Origin of the sequence: Mucilaginibacter sp. KACC 22063, assembly GCF_028736115.1 — a bacterium.
Classification (GTDB): domain Bacteria; phylum Bacteroidota; class Bacteroidia; order Sphingobacteriales; family Sphingobacteriaceae; genus Mucilaginibacter.
Map to the genome: position 1 here is coordinate 1,781,022 of NZ_CP117877.1, position 21,539 is coordinate 1,802,560.

At 40.0% G+C, this 21,539-nt stretch carries 29 protein-coding genes; 15 read left to right on the forward strand and 14 right to left on the reverse strand.

Annotation, left to right across the window (positions count from 1 at the left end):
- Nucleotides 1–23: 23 nt before the first annotated feature.
- Nucleotides 24–428 carry an RrF2 family transcriptional regulator gene (locus PQ461_RS07900; RefSeq protein WP_274303070.1) on the reverse strand — a complete coding sequence of 135 codons (405 nt, stop codon included), beginning with the start codon at nucleotides 426–428 and terminating at the stop codon, nucleotides 24–26.
- 173 nt (nucleotides 429–601) lie between these two features.
- On the opposite strand from PQ461_RS07900, the gene PQ461_RS07905 reads away from it, so the two are divergent.
- Complete coding sequence (locus PQ461_RS07905) at nucleotides 602–1,966, forward strand: UDP-N-acetylmuramate--L-alanine ligase (protein ID WP_274303071.1); 1,365 nt, start codon at nucleotides 602–604, stop codon at nucleotides 1,964–1,966.
- Between the two features lie 76 nt (nucleotides 1,967–2,042).
- Complete coding sequence (locus PQ461_RS07910) at nucleotides 2,043–2,384, forward strand: helix-turn-helix domain-containing protein (protein ID WP_274303073.1); 342 nt, start codon at nucleotides 2,043–2,045, stop codon at nucleotides 2,382–2,384.
- Nucleotides 2,385–2,439: 55 nt separating this feature from the next.
- Here the strand turns inward: PQ461_RS07910 and PQ461_RS07915 are convergent, their stop codons facing one another.
- The 3 genes from PQ461_RS07915 to scpB form a co-directional block, all read right to left on the reverse strand.
- Complete coding sequence (locus PQ461_RS07915; RefSeq protein WP_443192782.1) at nucleotides 2,440–3,612, reverse strand: GNAT family N-acetyltransferase; 1,173 nt, start codon at nucleotides 3,610–3,612, stop codon at nucleotides 2,440–2,442.
- A 39-nt stretch (nucleotides 3,613–3,651) separates the two neighbouring features.
- Nucleotides 3,652–3,843 (reverse strand): hypothetical protein, encoded by a 192-nt coding sequence (locus PQ461_RS07920; protein ID WP_274303075.1) that lies wholly within the window; start codon nucleotides 3,841–3,843, stop codon nucleotides 3,652–3,654.
- Nucleotides 3,844–3,964: 121 nt separating this feature from the next.
- Nucleotides 3,965–4,525 carry an SMC-Scp complex subunit ScpB gene (gene scpB, locus PQ461_RS07925; protein WP_274303076.1) on the reverse strand — a complete coding sequence of 187 codons (561 nt, stop codon included), beginning with the start codon at nucleotides 4,523–4,525 and terminating at the stop codon, nucleotides 3,965–3,967.
- A 132-nt stretch (nucleotides 4,526–4,657) separates the two neighbouring features.
- Here scpB and PQ461_RS07930 point away from each other — a divergent pair, with 132 nt between their 5' ends.
- On the forward strand, nucleotides 4,658–5,356 hold the full coding sequence (locus PQ461_RS07930; RefSeq protein WP_274303077.1) for a ferritin-like domain-containing protein: 699 nt from the start codon (nucleotides 4,658–4,660) through the stop codon (nucleotides 5,354–5,356).
- A gap of 24 nt (nucleotides 5,357–5,380) precedes the next feature.
- Nucleotides 5,381–6,196, forward strand: coding sequence for a ferritin-like domain-containing protein (locus tag PQ461_RS07935; protein ID WP_274303078.1), 816 nt, complete (start codon nucleotides 5,381–5,383; stop codon nucleotides 6,194–6,196).
- A 364-nt stretch (nucleotides 6,197–6,560) separates the two neighbouring features.
- On the opposite strand, the gene PQ461_RS07940 is transcribed toward PQ461_RS07935, so the two are convergent.
- A complete protein-coding gene (locus PQ461_RS07940) occupies nucleotides 6,561–7,685 on the reverse strand; it encodes a CofH family radical SAM protein (protein ID WP_274303079.1) in 1,125 nt (374 codons plus the stop codon).
- 69 nt (nucleotides 7,686–7,754) lie between these two features.
- Complete coding sequence (locus PQ461_RS07945) at nucleotides 7,755–9,251, reverse strand: ATP-binding cassette domain-containing protein (RefSeq protein ID WP_274303080.1); 1,497 nt, start codon at nucleotides 9,249–9,251, stop codon at nucleotides 7,755–7,757.
- A gap of 76 nt (nucleotides 9,252–9,327) precedes the next feature.
- On the opposite strand from PQ461_RS07945, the gene PQ461_RS07950 reads away from it, so the two are divergent.
- From PQ461_RS07950 to PQ461_RS07970, 5 genes are all read left to right on the forward strand, one after another.
- Complete coding sequence (locus tag PQ461_RS07950; protein WP_274303082.1) at nucleotides 9,328–9,633, forward strand: DUF3175 domain-containing protein; 306 nt, start codon at nucleotides 9,328–9,330, stop codon at nucleotides 9,631–9,633.
- 6 nt (nucleotides 9,634–9,639) lie between these two features.
- A complete protein-coding gene (locus PQ461_RS07955) occupies nucleotides 9,640–10,098 on the forward strand; it encodes a hypothetical protein (protein WP_274303083.1) in 459 nt (152 codons plus the stop codon).
- Between the two features lie 461 nt (nucleotides 10,099–10,559).
- Nucleotides 10,560–10,721 (forward strand): hypothetical protein, encoded by a 162-nt coding sequence (locus tag PQ461_RS07960; RefSeq protein ID WP_274303084.1) that lies wholly within the window; start codon nucleotides 10,560–10,562, stop codon nucleotides 10,719–10,721.
- Nucleotides 10,722–10,779: 58 nt separating this feature from the next.
- Entirely contained in the window at nucleotides 10,780–11,235 is a 456-nt protein-coding gene (locus tag PQ461_RS07965; protein WP_274303087.1) for a PA2169 family four-helix-bundle protein, read from the forward strand.
- A gap of 113 nt (nucleotides 11,236–11,348) precedes the next feature.
- Nucleotides 11,349–11,696 (forward strand): hypothetical protein, encoded by a 348-nt coding sequence (locus PQ461_RS07970; protein WP_274303090.1) that lies wholly within the window; start codon nucleotides 11,349–11,351, stop codon nucleotides 11,694–11,696.
- A gap of 71 nt (nucleotides 11,697–11,767) precedes the next feature.
- On the opposite strand, the gene PQ461_RS07975 is transcribed toward PQ461_RS07970, so the two are convergent.
- The 3 genes from PQ461_RS07975 to PQ461_RS07985 form a co-directional block, all read right to left on the reverse strand.
- Nucleotides 11,768–11,974, reverse strand: coding sequence for a hypothetical protein (locus PQ461_RS07975; RefSeq protein ID WP_274303093.1), 207 nt, complete (start codon nucleotides 11,972–11,974; stop codon nucleotides 11,768–11,770).
- A gap of 116 nt (nucleotides 11,975–12,090) precedes the next feature.
- Nucleotides 12,091–12,342: a hypothetical protein gene (locus PQ461_RS07980; RefSeq protein ID WP_274303095.1), complete on the reverse strand. Its 252-nt coding sequence runs from the start codon at nucleotides 12,340–12,342 to the stop codon at nucleotides 12,091–12,093.
- Nucleotides 12,343–12,437: 95 nt separating this feature from the next.
- Entirely contained in the window at nucleotides 12,438–12,635 is a 198-nt protein-coding gene (locus PQ461_RS07985) for a hypothetical protein (RefSeq protein ID WP_274303098.1), read from the reverse strand.
- Nucleotides 12,636–12,775: 140 nt separating this feature from the next.
- Here PQ461_RS07985 and PQ461_RS07990 point away from each other — a divergent pair, with 140 nt between their 5' ends.
- The 5 genes from PQ461_RS07990 to PQ461_RS08010 all read left to right on the forward strand — a co-directional run bounded on the left by PQ461_RS07990 (nucleotide 12,776) and on the right by PQ461_RS08010 (nucleotide 17,080).
- A complete protein-coding gene (locus tag PQ461_RS07990; RefSeq protein ID WP_274303100.1) occupies nucleotides 12,776–13,345 on the forward strand; it encodes an RNA polymerase sigma factor in 570 nt (189 codons plus the stop codon).
- Between the two features lie 16 nt (nucleotides 13,346–13,361).
- A complete protein-coding gene (locus PQ461_RS07995; RefSeq protein ID WP_274303102.1) occupies nucleotides 13,362–14,462 on the forward strand; it encodes a S1 family peptidase in 1,101 nt (366 codons plus the stop codon).
- A 198-nt stretch (nucleotides 14,463–14,660) separates the two neighbouring features.
- Complete coding sequence (locus PQ461_RS08000) at nucleotides 14,661–15,086, forward strand: MarR family winged helix-turn-helix transcriptional regulator (protein WP_274303104.1); 426 nt, start codon at nucleotides 14,661–14,663, stop codon at nucleotides 15,084–15,086.
- Between the two features lie 14 nt (nucleotides 15,087–15,100).
- A complete protein-coding gene (locus PQ461_RS08005; protein ID WP_274303107.1) occupies nucleotides 15,101–15,703 on the forward strand; it encodes an isochorismatase family protein in 603 nt (200 codons plus the stop codon).
- Nucleotides 15,704–17,080 (forward strand): MFS transporter, encoded by a 1,377-nt coding sequence (locus tag PQ461_RS08010; RefSeq protein WP_274303108.1) that lies wholly within the window; start codon nucleotides 15,704–15,706, stop codon nucleotides 17,078–17,080. It begins immediately after the preceding gene.
- Nucleotides 17,081–17,084: 4 nt separating this feature from the next.
- Here PQ461_RS08010 and PQ461_RS08015 read toward each other — a convergent pair whose 3' ends face one another.
- The 3 genes from PQ461_RS08015 to pdxH all read right to left on the reverse strand — a co-directional run bounded on the left by PQ461_RS08015 (nucleotide 17,085) and on the right by pdxH (nucleotide 19,511).
- Nucleotides 17,085–18,272, reverse strand: coding sequence for an NADH-quinone oxidoreductase subunit D (locus PQ461_RS08015; RefSeq protein ID WP_274303110.1), 1,188 nt, complete (start codon nucleotides 18,270–18,272; stop codon nucleotides 17,085–17,087).
- A gap of 94 nt (nucleotides 18,273–18,366) precedes the next feature.
- Complete coding sequence (locus tag PQ461_RS08020; protein WP_443192783.1) at nucleotides 18,367–18,858, reverse strand: NADH-quinone oxidoreductase subunit C; 492 nt, start codon at nucleotides 18,856–18,858, stop codon at nucleotides 18,367–18,369.
- A gap of 2 nt (nucleotides 18,859–18,860) precedes the next feature.
- A complete protein-coding gene (gene pdxH, locus PQ461_RS08025) occupies nucleotides 18,861–19,511 on the reverse strand; it encodes a pyridoxamine 5'-phosphate oxidase (RefSeq protein WP_274303113.1) in 651 nt (216 codons plus the stop codon).
- Between the two features lie 119 nt (nucleotides 19,512–19,630).
- Here pdxH and PQ461_RS08030 point away from each other — a divergent pair, with 119 nt between their 5' ends.
- The gene (locus tag PQ461_RS08030) at nucleotides 19,631–20,194 is read left to right on the forward strand and encodes a YqgE/AlgH family protein (protein WP_274303115.1); all 564 of its coding nucleotides are present in this window, start codon (nucleotides 19,631–19,633) and stop codon (nucleotides 20,192–20,194) included.
- A 6-nt stretch (nucleotides 20,195–20,200) separates the two neighbouring features.
- Here PQ461_RS08030 and PQ461_RS08035 read toward each other — a convergent pair whose 3' ends face one another.
- Both PQ461_RS08035 and PQ461_RS08040 read right to left on the reverse strand, forming a co-directional pair.
- The gene (locus PQ461_RS08035; protein WP_274303119.1) at nucleotides 20,201–20,815 is read right to left on the reverse strand and encodes an L-threonylcarbamoyladenylate synthase; all 615 of its coding nucleotides are present in this window, start codon (nucleotides 20,813–20,815) and stop codon (nucleotides 20,201–20,203) included.
- Between the two features lie 87 nt (nucleotides 20,816–20,902).
- On the reverse strand, nucleotides 20,903–21,433 hold the full coding sequence (locus PQ461_RS08040) for a YceI family protein (RefSeq protein WP_274303121.1): 531 nt from the start codon (nucleotides 21,431–21,433) through the stop codon (nucleotides 20,903–20,905).
- Between the last annotated feature and the right edge of the window lie 106 nt (nucleotides 21,434–21,539).

Here is a 21,539-nt window from a genome sequence, read left to right on the forward strand (position 1 = left end):
AGTTTTTGTTAAAAAAATAGTTACTAAAATTTATTGCTGAAATCAGCAAGTGTTATACTGCTCAATTGTTTAATTATACCATTATCTACATCGTTATATAACGTAATAATATGTTGATTAATCTGTTTGCCAATAGGGCAGGCGGGGTTAGGCTGGTTTTTAGATAAACCAAATGGCGATACCGCTTTCACCGTTTGGTAAACATCGGCCATCGTAATATCTCCCGATGGTTTGGCTAACAAATAACCGCCGCTTTTTCCTTCTTTGCTTTCTATCAAACCTACTTTACGTAAGGCGCTAAGCTCTTTTCTGATCAATGCCGGATTTGCATTGATACTGCCTGCAATAAAATCAGACGATACGTATTGGCCCTGCATGTGATGCAGTAGGGTAAGGATGTGTGTGGCAGTCTGGAAACGGGCGTTCATAACTGTAATTAAAATTATTACAGTACAAAAGTAAAAACAAGTTATCTTATTTCCAAATCATCATTTTAAGTATACTGAAATCATTAAGCAACTTTTTTTACTTATGAGCAAATATTAGTTTTGCAAAATATTCGTATCTTATCAAATTATATTATTTTTGCCCTTTAGCTATTATGAAAATACATTTTATAGCCATAGGTGGCAGTGCAATGCACAACCTGGCTATTGCTTTGCATAAAAAGGGTTTTACGGTTACAGGTTCTGATGATATTATATTTGAACCTTCTGTATCACGACTGAAAAAACACGGCCTGCTTCCAGAGCAATATGGCTGGTTCCCCGAAAAAATTACTAAAGATCTCAATGCAGTTATATTAGGTATGCATGCGCGTACCGATAACCCCGAACTGCTGATGGCGCAGCGCCTTGGTGTTAAGGTATACTCGTACCCGGAGTATATTTACGAACAATCGAAAGATAAGCTTCGGGTGGTTATTGGCGGCAGCCACGGTAAAACAACCATTACATCAATGATACTGCATGTTTTACAGCATGCAGGTATGGCATTTGATTACCTTGTAGGTGCGCAGTTAGAGGGTTTTGATACCATGGTAAGTATTACAGACGCCCCGCTGATTGTTATAGAAGGAGACGAATACCTGGCATCGCCGATTGACAGGCGTCCGAAATTTCATTTATATAAAGCCAACATAGCTGTAATAAGCGGTATTGCGTGGGATCATATCAACGTTTTCCCAACGTTTGCTAACTATGTTGAGCAGTTTCAGAAATTTATAGAAACTATCACCGTTGGCGGTACGCTGGTTTATAATCAATCAGATGAGGTGCTTAATGAGATGGTTATCAAAGATTTGTCTGAGATCAATAAGCTGTCTTATACACTACCAGAGTATGAGATCAGGGATGGGATAACTTATATCATGTATGAATCAAAGGCATACAGATTAAATGTTTTTGGTCAGCACAATCTGTCAAATATTGAAGCGGCCCGTATTGTATGTAACAAACTTGGAATTGATACGTACAACTTTTATGAATATATTAGCACTTTCAAAGGAGCTGCACGCAGGCTGGAGTTACTTGGTAGTAAGGGAGATGTTAATGTTTATAAAGACTTTGCACATTCGCCATCAAAATTGAGGGCAACCATAGCAGCAGTTAAAACACAATATCCAGGCCGTAAGCTAATAGCATGTATGGAGTTGCATACATTTAGTAGCTTAAATGCAGACTTTTTGAATGAGTATTCGGGTTCAATGGATCTGGCTGATGAAGCAGTTGTTTTCATTGATCTAAAAACATTTCAGCAGAAGCAAATGGAGCCATATCCGGCTGAAACGGTAAAGGATGCTTTTAAACGTGACGATTTGATATTTTATAATACCCCTGAAAATATTGTTAAATTATTTGAAAATATTCAACCACATAACGTAACTATATTAATGATGAGTTCAGGGAATTTTGGGGGTATAGACCTCAATCAACTGACGCAGAATATCTTGAAAAAGATATTTTAGAATTATAATTTTATATCAAATTAATTAGTAACTTTATTAACTATTGAGAAACCTTAACCCTTAATTAAAATTTAGAATGAAAACACTGGGAAAAAAAATCAGATTATTACGTCACCAAAAGGGGTGGAGCCAGGAGGATGTTGCGAAAAGATTAGACATATCTATACCTGCTTTCTCAAAGATTGAGACGGGTATTACCGACATTAACTTGTCACGCCTTGAGCAAATAGCTGATTTATTTGAAATGTCAGTGGTACAACTTTTAACTTTTAACGATATTGAGGGTGACCAGAAATACGCAAGCGAACTGGAAACAGTTAACAAAAAGCTGATGGATCGGGAAACCGAAGTAATTGATTTACAGAAGAAAGTTATTGAACTTTTTGAAGAACTACGTCAGAGTAAAGCTACAGCATAACCAGGCAACCACTTCATATAATAGATAGAATTGCCTGGTTTTTTGCCAGGCTTTTTCATTTAAAAATATACCGTAAGGTGGCGTGTTTTTTACTAAATGTTGCCCCCATAGCACCATGTAAAGCCAGCATTTTGTCGTTAAAATCACCCACCCATGATAGTTCCATTTCGTTATAACGGTTAAGCGGCAATACATATTCCTTCATTTTAATAAATAATGCCGACTCGATGCCATGGTTCTGATACTTTTGTTTAGTGCCCATTACCACTGCACGCATGCGGTTTACACCTTTCCACCGGTAGTATAAAAACTTGATTTTGCCCCAAAGATTTAACTTACCGTTAAGATGCCTGATGATCTGATTAGCATCAGGTAATACTACTACTGCCGATGCAGGCTCGCCGTTTACATAAGCAAACCAGATCAAGTTTTCATCCATAATTGGTTTCATTTGCCTGAAACTATCCAGTATGGCTTCTTGGGATATAGGCGCAAAGTTTTTGAAATCTTTCCAGGCATCATTGTATATCTCCCTGAAATCTGCTGCAAATTTTTCAATACGGGCAGCTTCGAGGTGCTTAATATCATATCCGGGTTTTTTGGCTACCCATTGTGCAATTTTTGTAAAACGCTCTGGGAACGGCTTGTGTGCATCTACGCAGTTGGTAATTTGCTCGTATTGCGTAACAAATCCATAGTTCTCAAACAAAGCCTTGTAATAGGGGAGGTGGTAGTTCATGCCATAAGATGGCGGGATAAATCCTTCTATCAATAAGCCCCAAAAAGTATCATTTTCGCCGAAATTGATAGGACCATCCATTGCCTTCATCCCATTCTGGTGCAGCCAGTTTTTGGCGGTATCAAAAAGCAGGTTGGCTGCAGCCTGATTTTCAATACATTCAAAAAAGCCCATGCCGCCGGTAGGTTGTTCGTAGGTATAGGCTTTTTTGTCATTGATAAAAGCAGCCACGCGCCCAGTTACATCACCTTTGTCATTAATTAAAATCCACCTGGTGCATTTGCCATGCTGAAAAAAGCTGTTCTTGGCAGGATCAAAAACAGCTTCAATATCATTATCAAGCGGGCAGATCCAATTTTCGTCGTTCGCGTAAATTTTGCGGGCAACATCTAAAAATGCTTTTCGGGCTTGTTTATCCTTAACTTCTTTGATGGTCATTTTTTGGTGGCGGGCGAAAATCAGTTGTAAGAAAAAAGCATCCAGTCTCATCAACCGGATGCCTGTAAAATGAGTTATATCAGGAAATGATTAAAAGTCGTCTTCTTCTGCAAAGCGGTCTAATCCTTCATAATCCAGATCATCATAACCACCTTCAAAATCGTCATCATCATCATCGTCTAAAGGCCTTTTTTTAGCTTTAGCATCTACAGACTTATCTGACTTTTTCGGATTAGCGCTTTTAGAGGGTGCTTTTTTGTCGTTCTTTTTAGGCGTTGCCATTTGACTTAAAACTTAATTAGTGAAATGTATAAGCAATATAGAAATTTGTCCCTTTTACCTGCAAATTTAAGGTCTGACAAAAATAAAGAAAATCAATAATCTGCAAAAAGGCTGAATAAATTTATTCAGCCTGATCTCCAATGCTATCGGTTTCTGTCACCAGTTCTTTCATCTGTGGAAGTTCGCTGATGCTGTTAATACCGAAATAATCCATAAACATAGGGCTTGTGCCATACAAAAGCGGTTTACCCACCGACTCAGACTTACCGGTGATACTGATCAGCTCTTTTTCCAGCAGTTTTTGAATAGTATAATCGCAGTTTACACCACGTATCTGTTCCACTTCCAGTTTTGTAATGGGCTGCCGGTAAGCAATTATAGCCAGTGTTTCAATAGCGGCCTGGCTCAGTTTCTTTTTTGATCGTTGCAGTTGCAACTGGTTTATTGCCTGGTGATATTCTTTTTTGGTTAAAAACTGATAACCGTTACCTGTTTTCACTAGCGCTATAGCAAAATGTGCATCATTGTATTTGATGCGTATTTCTTCAATATATTTTAAAATATCCTCAGGCGAAAAATCTGTATTAAAAACGCTTTGAAGGCAGTATTGCAGCTCTTCCAGCCTGATGCTTTGTTCTGATGCAAAAATCAGGGCTTCAATGTTTTGCGCTATGTGATCCATCTGTTACAAAGATATTATATGCTTTACAACTTATGGCTATCGTTATTATATAAATCCAAAGAACATTACAATCACGTATATGTAATAAATATAAATCAATTTTTTTCACTTAAAAACAAACTTCTATCTTTTATGGAAACATCTACAAAGGGGGCTCCACAGCAGGGTGGAATGGCCAGGAGACAGTTTTTGCGTTATGCTGGAGCTGGAGCTGCAATTACTGCCGGAGTTTTATCATTAGAATCATGCTCAAAAAATCACGATGTGTACAATGATCACATCGATCTTGGCTCGGGCGACCCGGCAATTTTAAACTATGCCTATGCGCTTGAACAATTAGAAGCCGCATTTTACACGCAGGTTGCTGCTACTCCGTATTCGGGCATCAGCGCACAGGAATCTGCTTACCTGACAGACATCCGCGATCATGAAATTGCTCACCGTGAGTTTTTCAAAGCTGCTTTACAAGGTAATGCTATTCCAGGTTTAACGCCCGATTTCAGTTCTATCGATTTTACAAGCCGTACAAGTGTACTTGGCGCTGCCAAGGCATTTGAAGATTTAGGTGTATCTGCTTACAACGGTGTAGGTTACATGATCAAAACAGCTGATTATTTAACACTGGCAGGTAAAATAGTTTCTGTAGAAGCGCGCCATGCTGCGTTAATACGCGAACTGATTACACCAAACACGTTTATAGATTCGAGCGTGGTGGATATTGCTAACACCAGTTTAGAGATTTCTAAAACACCTGCACAAGTGCTTACTGTTGCCAACAAATATCTTTCTGGTAAAAAAATCACTTTCTCAAGTGTTGGTTATTATTATTAATCTATCCTATAAAGACATATTATCATGAACTTACTTAACTTAATTGAAGATATACAAACGGCCGATCCTGAATTTAAAGACAGGATAAGCCCTCGTCGTGCTGCTATTAAAAACATCACCAGTTTTGGTTCAAAAGTAGCTGTAGCAGCATTACCATTTGCTTTTTCAACATTATTTAAAAAGGCTTACGGTCAAACATCAACTTCAAGCGTTACTGACGTTTTAAACTTTGCTTTAACCGCCGAGTACCTTGAGTCATCTTTTTATAATACCTACATTAATAAATCATACATTGCTGCAAGCGATAAGCCAGGTTTACAACTGATTACTACAGATGAGAATAATCACGTAAAATTCCTTAAATCGGTGTTAGGCAGTTCAGCCATTGCGTCACCAACGTTTGATTTTTCTGGCGGTTCTGGCTCGGGTACAGGCCCTTTTGCAAGTGTTGAAACCAGCTATGATACTTTTTTAGCGCTTGCACAGGCATTTGAGGATACCGGTGTGCGCGCTTATAAAGGCCAGGCTGCAAATTTATTGGGTAATCAAACGGTTTTAACCGCGGCGCTCAATATTCACTCTGTAGAGGCTCGCCATGCTTCGTACCTGCGCAGGCTGCGTCAGTTACGTGGTGTTGCTGTTAAGCCGTGGATAACCGGTACTACCAGCGGTATCCCAATTGCAGCAGCCGCAGCGGTATATGCCGGCGAAGATAATACCACACAGGCAGGTGTTAATATCAGTACTATTGTTTCTGCTAACGCAGCTACAGAATCTTTTGATGAAATATTGACCAAAGATCAGGTTGTAACCATTCTTTCTTTGTTCATCAAAAAATAATCACTCCGTAATACAATCACAAAAAGCGTCCCATTTTGGGGCGCTTTTTAGTTTTGGGGAATTTTTTATCCTTTTATAGTGTATGATATTCTACAGGTTTAAAAAATTAATTGATAAAACCCCTCTATTGCGTTATGGTAAAAGTTTTTTGTTAATGGCACACCAATTGTCTATATTTATATGCCCTACTAAAAGGGCTGTTTTTCATAGGTAGATGTAGGGTCGGAATAAAACTGCGAGAGTTTGTCCGACCTTTTTTTATGACTTGAAAAAATGGTGGAGCAGCACAAAGCATGTGAGATGCCGAAACAAGTTCGGCATGACGAAATTTAGCTTGATGAATTCGAAAATCTAAATTCCCAAATTAATAATTGATCACCTGCTCTTCAAGTTGTACAGGTAGTTCGCGCCATTCGTATTTTTGGTTGCGTAACTGCGATTCAAAACCTGCTTCGGCTATTGCAGTTTGTATGCCCTTAGCGGTAAAGCGGTGAGGGGCACCTGCTGCAGAAACTACGTTTTCTTCAATCATGATCGAACCAAAATCATTTGCACCGGCATGCAGGCATATTTGTGCCACCTGCTTACCAACGGTTAACCATGATGCCTGTATGTTTTTAATGTTAGGCAGCATAATGCGGCTTAATGCAATCATACGGATATATTCATCACCGGTTACGTTGTTGGTAATGCCACGGACCTTTCTTAATAGTGTGCCGTCGTCCTGGAATGGCCACGGAATAAACGCCGTGAAGCCATAATGGCCTTCAGGTTTTTCTGATTGCACCTGGCGTATCCATACCAAATGCTCAAAACGCTCTTCAATAGTTTCCACATGGCCAAACATCATGGTGGCAGATGTTGGCAGGTTCAATTTGTGAGCAGCGCGCATTACATCCAGCCATTCTTTACCACCACATTTACCTTTTGAAATTAAACGGCGTACACGGTCGTTCAGGATTTCTGCACCTGCACCCGGCAATGAGTCAAGGCCTGCATCCTTCATGGCGCTTAATACATCGTAGTGGCTCATGTTCTCCAGTTTCGACACGTGTGCAATTTCTGGCGGACCTAAGGAGTGTAGCTTTAGCGTAGGATATAACTCTTTTAAATCTTTAAATAACTGGGTATAAAAAGCTAAACCAAGATCGGGGTGGTGGCCACCTTGTAATAAAAGCTGGTCGCCGCCATAACGGAAAGTCTCCTCAATCTTACGTTTATACGTTTCAATGTCGGTAATGTAACTGTCTTCATGGCCGGGGCGGCGGAAAAAGTTGCAGAATTTGCAGTTGGCAATACAAACGTTGGTTGTATTAACATTGCGATCTATCTGCCAGGTTACTTTACCATGCGGTACCTGTATTTTGCGCAATTCGTTAGCTGTGTACATCAGGTCAGGTGTCGAGGCATGCTCGTATAAGTAAACACCTTCTTCAATGCTCAGAAATTCAAAATTTAACGCACGTTTTAACAGTTCCGCAGTATTCATAAAGCAAAGATAACTGCATTTACCTTAATATTCAATGTAGTTAAAGTCTGCTTAAAGTAAGATGTTGCGTTATCCTTCTATAATAGCAGGTTCGCCTTTGGTTAAACGGATGTATTTGTTAACTGCATTTGGTATTTCATGCTGGTAATGCGTTACATAGATCAGCGTAATATTACTCTCTTGGCAGATAGTATCAATTACCTGTTTAAATTTTTGCTGCTGCTGGTCGTCCATGCCCTGGCATGGCTCGTCAAGTATCAACAATGTTGGGTTTTTAACCAGGGCCCTTGCCAGCAAACATAACCTTTGCGCACTTGCCGGGATATTTTTTAATAGTTTGTGTGCATACTGGTGTATGCCTAATACACGCATCCATCGCAAAGCTAATCCGGCGCGTTTAGGGTCACTCATCCTGAAAAGGCCTAAAGTATCGTAAAAACCAGATTCAATTACCTGGAGGCAATTATTATCTAAAGGAAAGTATTGATATAATTCTGGAGAAACAAAACCGCATCGTTTTTTGATATCCCAGATACTTTCGCCGCTGCCGCGTTTACGGTCAAAAAGAGTTATATCATTTGCATAAGCCTGCGGATTATCGCCATAGGCAAGGCTTAGTAAAGTAGACTTCCCGGCACCGTTTGCGCCGAGCAAAGCCCAGCGGTCGCCTTGTTTCACCTGCCAGTTAATGTTGTTCAAGATCACTACATCGCTATATTGCACATGTACATTGCGCATGGTAATAATCTGCTGAAAGCTTTCTCCAGCCGATTGGTTAAGGAGCGCCGTTATTTCATTTTCATCAATTTGTACCTGATGGATCCAATTTAGCGTTTTAGGATCAAAGCCTTTTGCAGAAAATGTATTTTCAATGCTGCCATTTTCAATGACCACAATGTTATTGATTACCGATGGAATCTCATAAGGCGAAGTAGCCATGATAATTGTTATCCCTGAATCGGCGATCTCCTGTAAAAGATTGCCAAAATGCTGCCTCGAATTTACATCGAGCCCGGTAAGCGGTTGATCTAATAATAAAACCGACGGGCTTTTAATTAATGCCGAAGCTATTCGTAAACGTTTGGTTTCGCCATTTGATAGCTTAATGATCTCTTTGTCAAATAGCGATTTAAGATTAAGCCGGTCAATTACGCGTTCCAATGTCCAGTAATGGTGAGGCGCAGCTTTAAGTTCAATAGCAGCCAGGTATTGTTCAACCGTCAGGGCATCTTCCGAGTCTGAAGAATTAAAGCGTTGCTGATAGTAAAAGTCAGCAGTGTTAGAAAAATTCTTGAAATGATGCCTCGATTCAATTAATGCAATATGCTGCGAGGTAATAGTTTCGGCAGGATTGTGGTTTTCTGATGGTTGGAAATAATAATTTATAGCTCCGCCTGAAATGCTTTGTTTACCTGCAATGGCTTTAAGCAAAGCGCTTTTCCCCGAGCCGCTTTTGCCTATGATAGCCCAGTGCTGGTCTTTATTAACCGTTAATGATATATCATTAAGTATGCGCTGATTTTGAATTGAAGCACTAATGTGTTCAAGATATAGGAGTGGAGTCATGACGGTGGCAAATTAAAAAGCCTGTCAACAAAAAGCAAAGGTAAAATGTTATTCGTTTAAGTTAAGATGAGTGGCAATGGCGAAAAAGCAAAAGCATAGAAATACAAAACGTAAGTGGTCGGGTAATGTAACCGCCCACAGCAATGCAATGGACCTGAAAAAGGATGTGTTCAAATCGGGTGATCCTAAGAAAATTGCTAAGTCATTAAAACATTCAGCTGAGGAAAGCGACCGCAGAAAAGCATCACCTTTTCAGTCGGCCATGTCTATGCTTAATTTTTACATTAACCGGGCGGGAAAAAATCTGACGAAGAAAGAAAAGGAACCGTTAGAGAAAGCTAAAAACAAGTTGCGTAAATTATATCAACGCCCAACACAATAATATATTATGAAATCAATTGTTGCTTTAACAGGCGGATTAGCCGGAGCTTTAGCTGTAACAGCATTACATCAGCTGATCAAAAATACAGACCCTAAAGATGCACCCCGTATGGATTTACTGGGTATAGAAACGCTGAGCAAAATTGCCAGTCAAGTTGGCCTGGGTGCTAAGTTTCAAAAGAATGCTTATCCAATTACACTTGCAGGCGATATTATTGGAAATACGATCTATTACAGTGCTGTCGGTATGGGCAATAAATCAACATGGTTAAAAGGCTCAATAATGGGATTGGCTGCGGGTGTAGGTGCGGTTTATTTGCCCAAACCAATGGGCTTAAATCCTAGGCATAGTAACCGTACACAGAAAACTAAAGCCTTGTCGGTACTCTATTATCTAACAGGGGGCTTGGTGGCTGCAGGAGTTGTGCGACTACGTGGCTGCAGGAGTTGTGCGACTACTCAGTAAGAAAGAGAAGCCTTTAGTTAAAGCTTTGTAAGTCCGTGATTGTGCCTGGTACCATACAGCAGATAAAATATCAGCCCGACAACTGGTGCTATAAATAATACAGCTGACCAAAATATTTTTACCGGCATAAGCATATCTTTTCTTTTAGCCAGACTAATAATGGCAATTACCAGGATAATGAACCATAATATGATTAGTATGAGAAAAGTATTGAGTAATGTTGATGATAAACTATTCATTTAACTTTTTACTTTATAGTACAGTTAATAACTATATATGTTTATTATTCAAAACTATTGGCTATAGTTATAGGATGTTATTATTAAATGGTGGTGCTTTTAAAGTGTAAAAACACTTATTCTTTTAAAAAACTTGAGAAAGTTAAGGCTTTCTGGCTCGTAACGCGATTCAGGTACGCTTATTGTATTTATTATCACATCACTATTAAAATAATTTACCCTATGAAACGTTTACCTGTACTTTTATTCGCTTTAGCAATTATGTGTTTAAACAGCTGTGCTGTTGTTGGCGGTATTTTCAAAGCCGGAGCAGCTGTTGGTATTATTGCAGTTATTGTAGTTATTCTTATTATTATCTGGCTGGTATCATTATTCAGAAAGTAAGAGTTACAATTACAAATTTGACAAACAAACGCTAATCTCTGCCTGTTCTAAAATCACTATGGAAAACACACAAGCAATAACAATTGAAACATTAAATGATCTGGTAAAGATCAATAACGATCGTATAGAAGGTTTTGAAAAAGCTACAAAGGATCTGGGCGAAGGCCACGAGGATTTGAAAACGCTTTTCACAAGCCTGATTGGTGAGAGCCACCAAAATAAAATGGAACTAAGCACCGAAATTCAGGCACTTGGCCATGATATTGATAACACTACCAGCACAAGTGGTTCATTACACCGTACCTGGTTAGAGGTTAAAGCTGCTTTTACCGGCCACAGCACCCATAGCATACTTGAAGAGTGCGAGTTTGGCGAAGACGCTATTAAAAAAGCTTACAAAGATGCGCTTGAAGTAGAAGAAGTTCCTGCTTTTATTAAGGATATTTTAGTTAGGCAGCAACTGGCGCTTAATGCAGCGCATGATCAAATTAAAGCACTACGCGACGCTGAATAAGTTTTTTTACAAATATTTAAAAGCACATTGATTGTCAATGTGCTTTTATTGTATAAAAGGAGTAATATTGTAGCAGCTTACGATATTAACAGAAAAAGACAAAATAACATTCAATGAAAAACTACAAACTTATATTATTAGCAGTAGTTGGCGCTTGTACTTTCAGCGCATGCAGTGGCGACCATATGTCAGACAGTGGCAAAGATTCGGTAATGAATCATACAGATGTTCCATCAAACCTTGACACGTTCAGAGTAACTAATACCATGGGCGAGGCGAGTATGGTAGAAAGCGGTGGTTCTGGTGGTGCTCACATTAAAAAAGACACTACCCACATGAAGGTTAGAAGCGTGCCTGTAACTGCAACATCTACACCTGCCCCGGCAGCAACTGCAGCACCAGCAGATAGTACAGCAAAAGCAGCAACTCCAGCGGCTACTACAACTGATCCTAAGAAATAAATTTGTAAATTACACATAACAAGAAAGGCCCTGCAATTTGCAGGGCCTTTCTTGTATTAAAAAATGGGTTATTACATTTTTTTAGTAGTGTCTTTAGCCATTTTAGAAGTATCAGCTTTAACGCTGTCTTTTTTTACTGAATCAACTTTAACAGTAGAGTCAGTTTTAGTGCTGTCAACTTTAGTTGAATCAGTAGTAGTAGTTGAGCTGTTACCTTTGCAAGAAGCCATAGAAACTGCTACTAAAGCAACGATAGCTAATTTGAATGCATTTTTCATTTTTGTGAATTTTAATATTAAGTGATTAATAGTTTCTCTTTAATACCGGTATTTGAAAAAGGTAACCGTTAATTTTAAAAATTTTTAACAATTACCTTTAATCAGTTAAAAATCAATTATTTCTTTTCAGTAACTGATTTTTTTACTGTGGTTTTCTCCGTAGTTTTTTTGATGGTATCAACTTTAGAAGCTGAATCTTTTTTCGCAGTATCAACTTTAACGGTAGAGTCTACTTTTACAGTTGAATCTTTAGCAACAGTATCAGTTTTAGTAGAGTCGCTGCCATTACCAGATTTGTTGCCTTTGCATGCTACAAGTGAAGTTGATACGGCTAAGATAAAAAGTGCTGATTTAAGTGAAGTTTTCATAGCAATTATGTTGTTTTAAATCTTAATACCAGAAAACAAAAAAGGTAACCCGTTGTGGGTTACCTTTTTATTAAGATCTTGCTGATCAGCAAATATTACATTTTTTTAGTAGTATCAACTTTAGCAGTGTCAGTAGCTGTGCTGTCTTTAGCAGTAGAGTCTACAGTAGTAGTAGTTGTAGCAGTTGAATCAACTTTAGTTGAATCAGTGGTAGACGTTGAAGAGTTACCTGAACAAGCTGCAAATGATGCTGCTACTAAAGCTACGATAGCTAATTTTGCGAAATTTTTCATGTTTGTAAAATTAAAAGTTTGTGTTAAGTTACCATTAGTTAATACCTATAATTGCAAAAGGTAACCCGCTGCATTAAAAATTTTTCAATTAATTATTTTTGGAAACATTGGGTTACTATTTGCCTTAAATAGTATTAATAGTGAGTAAAGTGATAAAAGGTTCAGCACCAGCAGATAGCGAAGTTATACTTGGTATACTAAATAATTCAGACACGGTTTTAGAACGTTTATACGTTGCTTATTTCCCGATGGTGCTGCAACTGATCATCAATAACAACGGTAATGAAGACGATGCCAAGGATATTTATCAGGAGGCCATCATTGTTCTTTATAATAAGATAAAAAGCGGGGATTTTGAGCTTACCAGTAAGCTTAAAACATTTATATACTCGGTATGCAGGCGGCTTTGGCTTAAGCGGCTTAGCCAGTTGAACCGGTATGAGGGTGATATAAGGGATTTTCAGGATTACCTGCCGGTTGAGGATGATGTGGAAAAGCAAACAGACCGCGACCAGCAGTATAATAAAATGGAAAGCGCTCTGAAACAACTTGGCGAACCTTGCCGTACCATTATTGAAGATTTTTACATGCATGACCGTTCCATGCAGGATATATGCGAACGTTTTGGTTATACCAACGCAGACAATGCCAAAACGCAGAAATACAAATGTTTGCAACGGTTGAAAAAGTTATTTTTTCAGCTGAATTAACAGGTAGGAGGGAAACATGAAAGACAGGCATTTACACGAAGACATTGAGCGCTACCTTAAAGGGGAGATGAGCCGTGAGGAACGGATCAGCTTTGATGCGCTTAGGAAAGAAAATAAAGCGATTGATCGCGAAGTAAATGAGCATCGCCAGTTTGTTGGTATGCTTAAGCAATATAATGAGCGCCGCGAACTTGAACAGCGTTTAAATGCTATACATCAGGAAATTGATGTACAGGCATTGAAGGAAGAAGTTACGGTTCATCCTAATTTTATTGTTAAGCTTTGGCGCAATCACCACTCAAAAATTTCTGTTGCGGCTTCCATTGCTATTTTTGCCATGCTGGGTACGCTGTTCTTTACAGGATATTTCAGGGGCAACAATTCAAACTACACGCAGCTGCGTGCCGAACTTAATAACGTTAAACAACGTACCGACAGGTTAAGCCATGCTACCACATCATTGAAAAATGATTTGGAGAAAGGCCGTCGCGTTACTGATCCTGCTAAATTTGGTGGTACCAGTTTCATGATCTCTCCGAATGGTTACCTGGTAACTGCATCGCACGTTGTTAATGGCGCCGATTCTGTTTATGTTCAAAACGATGCAGGTGAAGCTTATCATGCACGTGTGATCTATACTGATCCGCGATATGATGTTGCCTTATTAAAAATTGACGATACTACCTTTAAAGCTGCTGCTGCCTTACCTTATTCAATTAAGAAGGCTGACAGCGAATTAGGCGAGGACGTTTTGACATTGGGTTATCCGGGTAACAGCCTTGTAATTGGCTCAGGTTATGTTTCTTCTGCAAACGGTTTCCGAGATGATACAACTGCTTACCAGGTATCTATCCCTGTAAATCCGGGCAATAGTGGTGCACCGCTGTTAGATAATAAAGGTAACGTGATCGGTTTCATCAGCGGTAAGGAAAGACAAGTTGAAGGTGCTGCTTTCGCTATCAAATCTCAATACTTATTAAAAGCTATTCACAGCATCCCTGCTGACTCAGTAGCCAAAAAGATCAACATCAATTCTAAAAATACACTTGCCAGCTTAAGCCGCAAGGATAAGATCAAGAAAATGAAAAATTACGTATACCAGGTTAAGGTATATTAAAATCACTCAACCCTTTTATATATAATTTAAACAGAATTGAAGAAGCTCCTATTTAGGGGCTTTTTTCGTTTCTACATTTAAGTCATTTGTCAACAGTCGTTTGTCATTAATTTCTATTATAGTTCAATTCTGAATAGTAGTAAATATATTTGTAAATAGTAAGTTAAACTTATAAGTTTGCCTTATTATTTATATCGAATGAAAATTCATGATCTGGCATCAGCTTTAAGGTTGGAAGTATCAAAGCTTCATAAAACCTTGCGTGTTCATACCAAGCTAAGTGAAGGGCTTTCTTTATCAGAAATTACAGCACTCTCACTGCTTTATTTTAACGGAACAGTTTATCCGTCTGAGTTGGCGGAGGTGTTGAGGATAAAGGCGCAATCGGTTTCGCAGGTAGTGGCCTTGCTTGACGAAAAAGGATTAATCGTAAGGACTCCTTCGGATATAGACAAGCGCAAAATAGCGCTTACGCTGTCGATGAAAGGAAAGCACCTGGTAGAAGAATCGCGCAGGCAGCGTGATAGCTGGTTAACAGAAGCTATGAATGCTACACTTAATAAACAGGAACTTGAGCTCCTGGAAAAAGCAGTAAAGGTTTTGGAAAAACTATCAGACTACTAATAAAAACAGATAAAATGATCACAACAATTGATAAGAAAACAGCTTTGGTTTTAATAGACTTGCAAAAGGGTATCGCAAGTATGCCGACAGCACACCCTTCGTCAGAAGTAATTGCAAAAGCAGCTGAATTGGTAAAAGCTTTTCGTGAAAAGGAATTGCCAATAGTATATGTAAATGTTAATCCTGTTGGCTCTAAATGGACACAGGTACGTGCCGATCAGCCAAGTAAAATGCCTAAAGATCCGGAAGCTGTAAAACAAACTATTGCCTCCATGACGGCAAACGGATTTTTTGATCTGGTGCCTGAAATTGATGCCCGTGAAACGGATGTACATATCACTAAACACACCTGGAGCGCCTTTTTTAAAACAGACATACATCAAAAGCTTCAGGAACTGGAAGTTACCGGAATTGTATTAGCCGGTATTGCTACAAGCATAGGTGTAGAAGGTACAGCTCGCGATGCAAACATGAATGGCTACAACCTCACCTTTGCAAGCGATGCCATGACAGATCTGCATGCTTCGGCACATGAGCATAGCCTTTCACTTATTTTTCCGCGGATTGGAGAGGTCGGAACAACAGAAGAAATCATCACCAAACTAAACGAAATTTAAATGACAGAAGCTGTGAATAAGGAAAGTATCCAGTGGCGCTTCTTGCTGCCGCTGATACTTGGTACTATGCTTAACCCGCTAAATTCTACCATGCTGGCTACGGCATTAATGAATTTATGCCAATCGTTTAAAGTAAGCATAGGCCAGGGTGCTATCCTTATCACGTCATTATACATTACTTCCACAGTAGCTCAACCCCTGATGGGGCGGCTTGCTGATATATACAGTCCCAAGAAAATCAATACCATCGGTTTTGTACTGGCTTTAGCAGCGGCCATTGTTGGTATTGCGGCGCCGGGTTTCGAGTGGTTGATCGTGTCCAGAATATTATTAGGATTGGGTACCTCTGCGGCATATCCGTCAGCTATGGCTATCATTAACAGAAAATATGCTGAAGAAGGAAAGGCAGTTCCGGGTAGGGTATTAGGTATCATAGCTATATCGGCACAGGTAAGTATGGTACTCGGTCCGGTATTAGGCGGCTTACTTACCCAGTGGTTCAATTGGCGTGGGATATTTATGATCAATATACCGTGGGTAATTGTAGCCATCATACTATCGCAAGCAATACCTGATTATCCACCCGCTAAAGCCAGCAGAGAAACCAGCCTGTTTAAACGCCTTGATGTGGCAGGCATAACAATATTCAGCGGATTTCTACTTGCCTTGTTGTTTACACTCATCAATCACCAGTTTACATGGATTTTGCCGATAATATCAGTGGCATTATTTGTTATGCTGATACTGTGGGAAAGGAAACAGCCATCGCCGTTTATTGATGTGCGTTTGCTGGCTTCAAAACCTGCATTGCTGATGGTTTATCTGCGTACATTAGCTACAACTTACATCCTCTACCAGGTGCTTTACGCCATACCGCAATGGTTGGAAGGTGTTAAGCTGTTATCGCCTGCTAAAACTGGTTTAATGATGCTGCCCGAATCGGCAATGGCCATGTTATCTGCCTACCTGATTGCTAAAAGCAAAAATATTTTCGGTCAAAATTTAACAGGCGTAACCGTGATGCTATTAGCCTGCATTGGTTGGTTCACGCTTGGTCATGGCAGCAGTATCATTTATATTTTAGGTATTACGTTGATTTTAGGCATTGCCGAAGGTGTGAATATCATTGCCAACCAGGCGCTGCTTAATCAGGAAGCGCCGCTTGCACAAAAAGGGGTATCATTTGGGTTGATGCGTACCTTTGGTTATTTAGGCGCAATTGTATCAAGCACACAAATTAAAATGCTATTTCATAACGGAGTAAGTGATCAAAGCTTTCATCTGATAGGCGTATTTACCATCTGCTCCAGCTTGTTGCTGACAGTACTACTTATACCACTGTGGTTTAGAAGGAAAGTGTTGCAGGCTGGTAGCTAAAACGCTATCTATCCACCTCGCCCAACACAAAATCGATTGAGCCGATAATAGCGATCAAATCAGCGATCATCACGCCTTTTGAAATGGCCGGAACAACAGACAGGTTATTAAAGCTTGGTCCGCGGGCTTTAGCACGGAAGGGTACTTCGGTACGGCCGTCTGCAATAAAATAAAAGCCAAGCTCACCTTTTGCACCTTCGGCACGCATATAAAAGTCTTGTGCTTTAGGAGTAATCTTGCGCGGCATTTTTGCACGGGGATCAAAGTCTGGTGTACGTTTTAATTCTTTCTGTAGGCGGTCAAGGCATTGCTCTATGATCTTTAAAGATTCGGCTACCTCATCAACACGCACTTTGTAACGGTCCCAGCAGTCGCCAAGTTTCCCCATTTCTCCTTTGCCAACTGGGATATCAAAGTCAATCTCCGGATAGGCAGAATAATTATCTATGCGGCGCAGATCCCATTTAATACCAGAGCCACGAAGCACTGGCCCTGAGCAGCCGTACTGAATGGCTACATCATGTGGTAAAACGCCCACGCTGGCAGTACGCTTTATAAATATCTGGTTGTCGGTTAAAAGTTCGTTCAGTTCTTTTAGTTTAGGTTTAAAATAATCTACAAACTCGCGGCAACGTTCTTCAAAACCAACCGGCAGATCGTAAAATAAGCCGCCCACCCAAATGTAATTATATAACAGGCGCGAACCTGAAGCCCATTCCAACATGTTCATAATGTGTTCACGGTCGCGGAAACACCATAGAAACGGCGTAAAAGCACCAATATCAATGCCGTAAGTGCCAATAGCAATAAGGTGCGAACCAATGCGGTTCAACTCGCTAACCAGAACGCGTATATATTCCACCCGTTTGGGAATCTCTTTATCAATACCCATCATACGCTCAACACCCATTACCCATGCATGTGCATTGGTCATGGATGCCAGGTAATCCATACGGTCGGTAAAGGGGATGGTCTGCTGATAGGTAAGCGACTCGGCATGTTTCTCGAAACAACGGTGCAGGTAACCCATATGTGGGATTACCTCCTTAACAATCTCGCCATCGGTGATCAGTTCAAGCCTTAATACACCATGCGTAGACGGGTGCTGAGGCCCCATGTTGAGGATCATATCCTCAGTGGCAGCCTCGGCTATTTTTTTGTTGTATCGTTCTAATGCTTCGTTATAATTCATTTCAATTTAGGTTTGTCATTGCGAGGAACGAAGCAATCTCATTTATTCTGAGGAGATTGCCACGCTACCGCTCGCAATGACATAACGGCGGAAATCAATCAATCTTTATCCCTTTATAGTACTCCGCGTTTTTATAATCTTTTCTTAAAGGGTAACCTTCCCAATCATCCGGTAAAAGTATGCGGCGCAGATCGGGATGCCCTTCAAAATAAATGCCCACTAAGTCAAAAGCTTCACGTTCATGCCATTCTGCCGTGCGGTAAACACTGCTCAGGCTCGGGAATGATGGCAGATCATTAATATCACGGCCATGTTCTTTGATTACTTTTAAGGTAAGCTGGGTTTTATAAGGGATTGATGACAGGTTATACACCACGCCGAATTTCCCCGCATCGATGCCATAATCTACCCCTGATAAGCAAGCCAGGAAATCAAAATAAGTTGCTTCATTATCACGAAGCTCGAGGCATACCTCGGCTATTCTGGCCGGATCAATAAGCAAAGCAGGCTGTAACATACCAGCCTCTTCGCCTGTAATGATATCACTGCCGAACTTTGCAGTAAGCAAATTTTTGATCTCTTCCATACTCATGGAGCTAACCTAACAATCTTCCAGGTTTTTTTGTCGGCTTTTTTGTAAACAATACGGTCATGCAGGCGGCTTTGGCGACCCTGCCAAAACTCAACCAATTGCGGTTTTAAAATATATCCGCCCCAGTGCGATGGTTTAGGCACTTCGCTATCTGCATATTGCGCCTCTAATTGCTGCATTTTGCTCTCAATAACAGTTCTGTCGGCAATTTCCTGGCTTTGCGGCGAAGCTAATGCACCTATCTGGCTCAATTTAGGACGACTATGAAAGTAAGCTTCTGATTCCTCCTTGCTTACTTTTTCAATAGTGCCTTCAATCCGTACCTGTCGCTCCATTTCGCCCCAAAAGAAAACAATAGATGCTAAAGGATTTTTAGCCATTTCTCTTCCCTTACGGCTCAGGTAGTTGGTATAAAATATAAAACCTTCCTGCGTAAAGCCTTTTAAGAGTAAAATACGTGCCGATGGCCTGCCGTCGTTAGTAGCTGTGGCCAACGTCATGGCATTAGGCTCGTGTATGCCCGCTTTCATTGCATCGTTAAACCATTTTTCAAACTGCTTTATAGGGTCTTGGCTAACTTCCTTTTCTGTAAGCCTGGCTGCGGCATAATCTTGTCGCAGGTTTTGTAATTCCTTTTGATCCATCATTGCAAATCTACAAATACGTAACTGTAAAATTTCATGACGAAGGTCACCTTATCCTTGCGTTTTTATAAAAAAGAACATTAATTTAACGTTCGTGTTATAATTACATAAACAGATTTGATATGCTAAGCACAATTGCACCAGCCGCGGGCAGGCTTTTAATATCTGAGCCCTTTATGATGGACCCCAATTTTAAGAGGTCAGTAATACTCCTGACTGAATATTCCGACTTAGGGGCAATGGGTTTTGTGCTTAATCATCAGAGTGAATATATGATTGGCGATTTGCTGCCGGATATTTCTTATTCTGAGTTGCCTGTATATGTTGGCGGCCCTGTTGCTAATAATACATTGCACTTTGTACACCGCTGTCCTGATAAAATACCAGGCGGAACCGAGCTTTGGGACGGTATGTATTGGGCCGGTGATTTTGAAGTAGTTAAAGAACTGATTAACACCTACCAGTTAACTGACGATGAGATTAAATTTTTTGCCGGTTATTCTGGCTGGACACAAGGCCAGCTTGATGCTGAGTTGCAGGAAGACACCTGGATTGTAGCGAATAAGTTTAGCCCGGATATTATATTTACGCATGATGAGCAGAACCTGTGGAAAGAGGTAGTGATTAGCCTCGGCCAACGCTATGCGCACATTGCTAACTTCCCGGAAAACCCGATGCTTAATTAAGCCAAATTAAACTTCCAGTTCACCTTTGCCCTGGCGGATGATTTCGAATTCTCCGCCGGTGCAATCGACCACTGTTGATGCAATATTACCGCCGTAACCACCATCAATTACGATATCGACAAGGTCGCGGTACTTTTCATAGATCAGTTCCGGATCAGTTGAATATTCAATGATCTCATCCTCATCATGAATAGAGGTAGAAACAATAGGATTGCCCAATACACGTACAATCTCCCGTGCTACGTTATTATCCGGCACACGTATACCAACCGTTTTCTTATTAGAGCTTAACATTTTTGGCACCATATGGCTGGCGTTAAAAATAAAAGTAAACGGCCCTGGCAAAGATTTTTTTAATACCCTGAAGGTAGTATTATCAATTGGCTTGGTATAGTCGGCTATGTGGCTTAGGTCATAGCAAATGAAAGAAAAATTCGCCTTGTCGGGTTTGATATTACGTATCCGACAAATTTTTTCAATAGCACGATGGTTGGTGATATCACAACCCAAGCCATAAACGGTATCAGTAGGGTAGATGATCACGCCACCTTTGCGCAGTACATCAACCACTTGTTCAATTGCCTTCGGGTTAGGGTTTTCGGGATATATTCTGATTAGCATGATAATATAGCAAACTTAAGCAACAAATGGTTTTAAAAAAGAAAGAGGCTGCCATTGGCAGCCTCTTTCTTTAAAGTTTAATATCGATTAAGCTTGTTTTGTAAACTGTACGCTGATATCTAATTTAATATCATCGCCTAAAACGATAGAACCTGCTTCGGTTACACCATGCCAGGTTAAACCAAATTCTTTACGGTTGATTTTACCGGCTACTTCAAAACCTGCTTTGTGGTTGCCATAGAAGTCGGTAGCTGTACCACCGTGCTCTACATCAAGGGTTACTGATTTAGTAACGTCTTTAATTGTAAGATCGCCGGTTAATTTGAAATCGCTGCCTGATTTGGTGAACGATGTAGATTTAAAAGTAATTTTTGGATATTGTTCAGCATCAAAGAAATCAGCTGCTTTCAGGTGCTGATCGCGTTGTTCCTGATTAGTGTCAATACTGTCAACGTCTAATGTAAATTCGATGTTTGCATTTTCAAACTCGTCACCTTCAGTTTCAGCAGTACCTTCAAATTTATTGAATGAACCTGTTACTGTTGAAATTACAAGGTGTTTAATTTTAAATTGTACCTCTGAGTGCATTGGGTCTAATACCCATTTTGTTGTTGCCATGGTATGATTGTTTTAAATTATAATCAAAGTTAAAAATATATGTTTAAACATGTATTAAGCTTCAACTAAGTTTACATTAACAAGACAATAACGAAAATGTATGTAA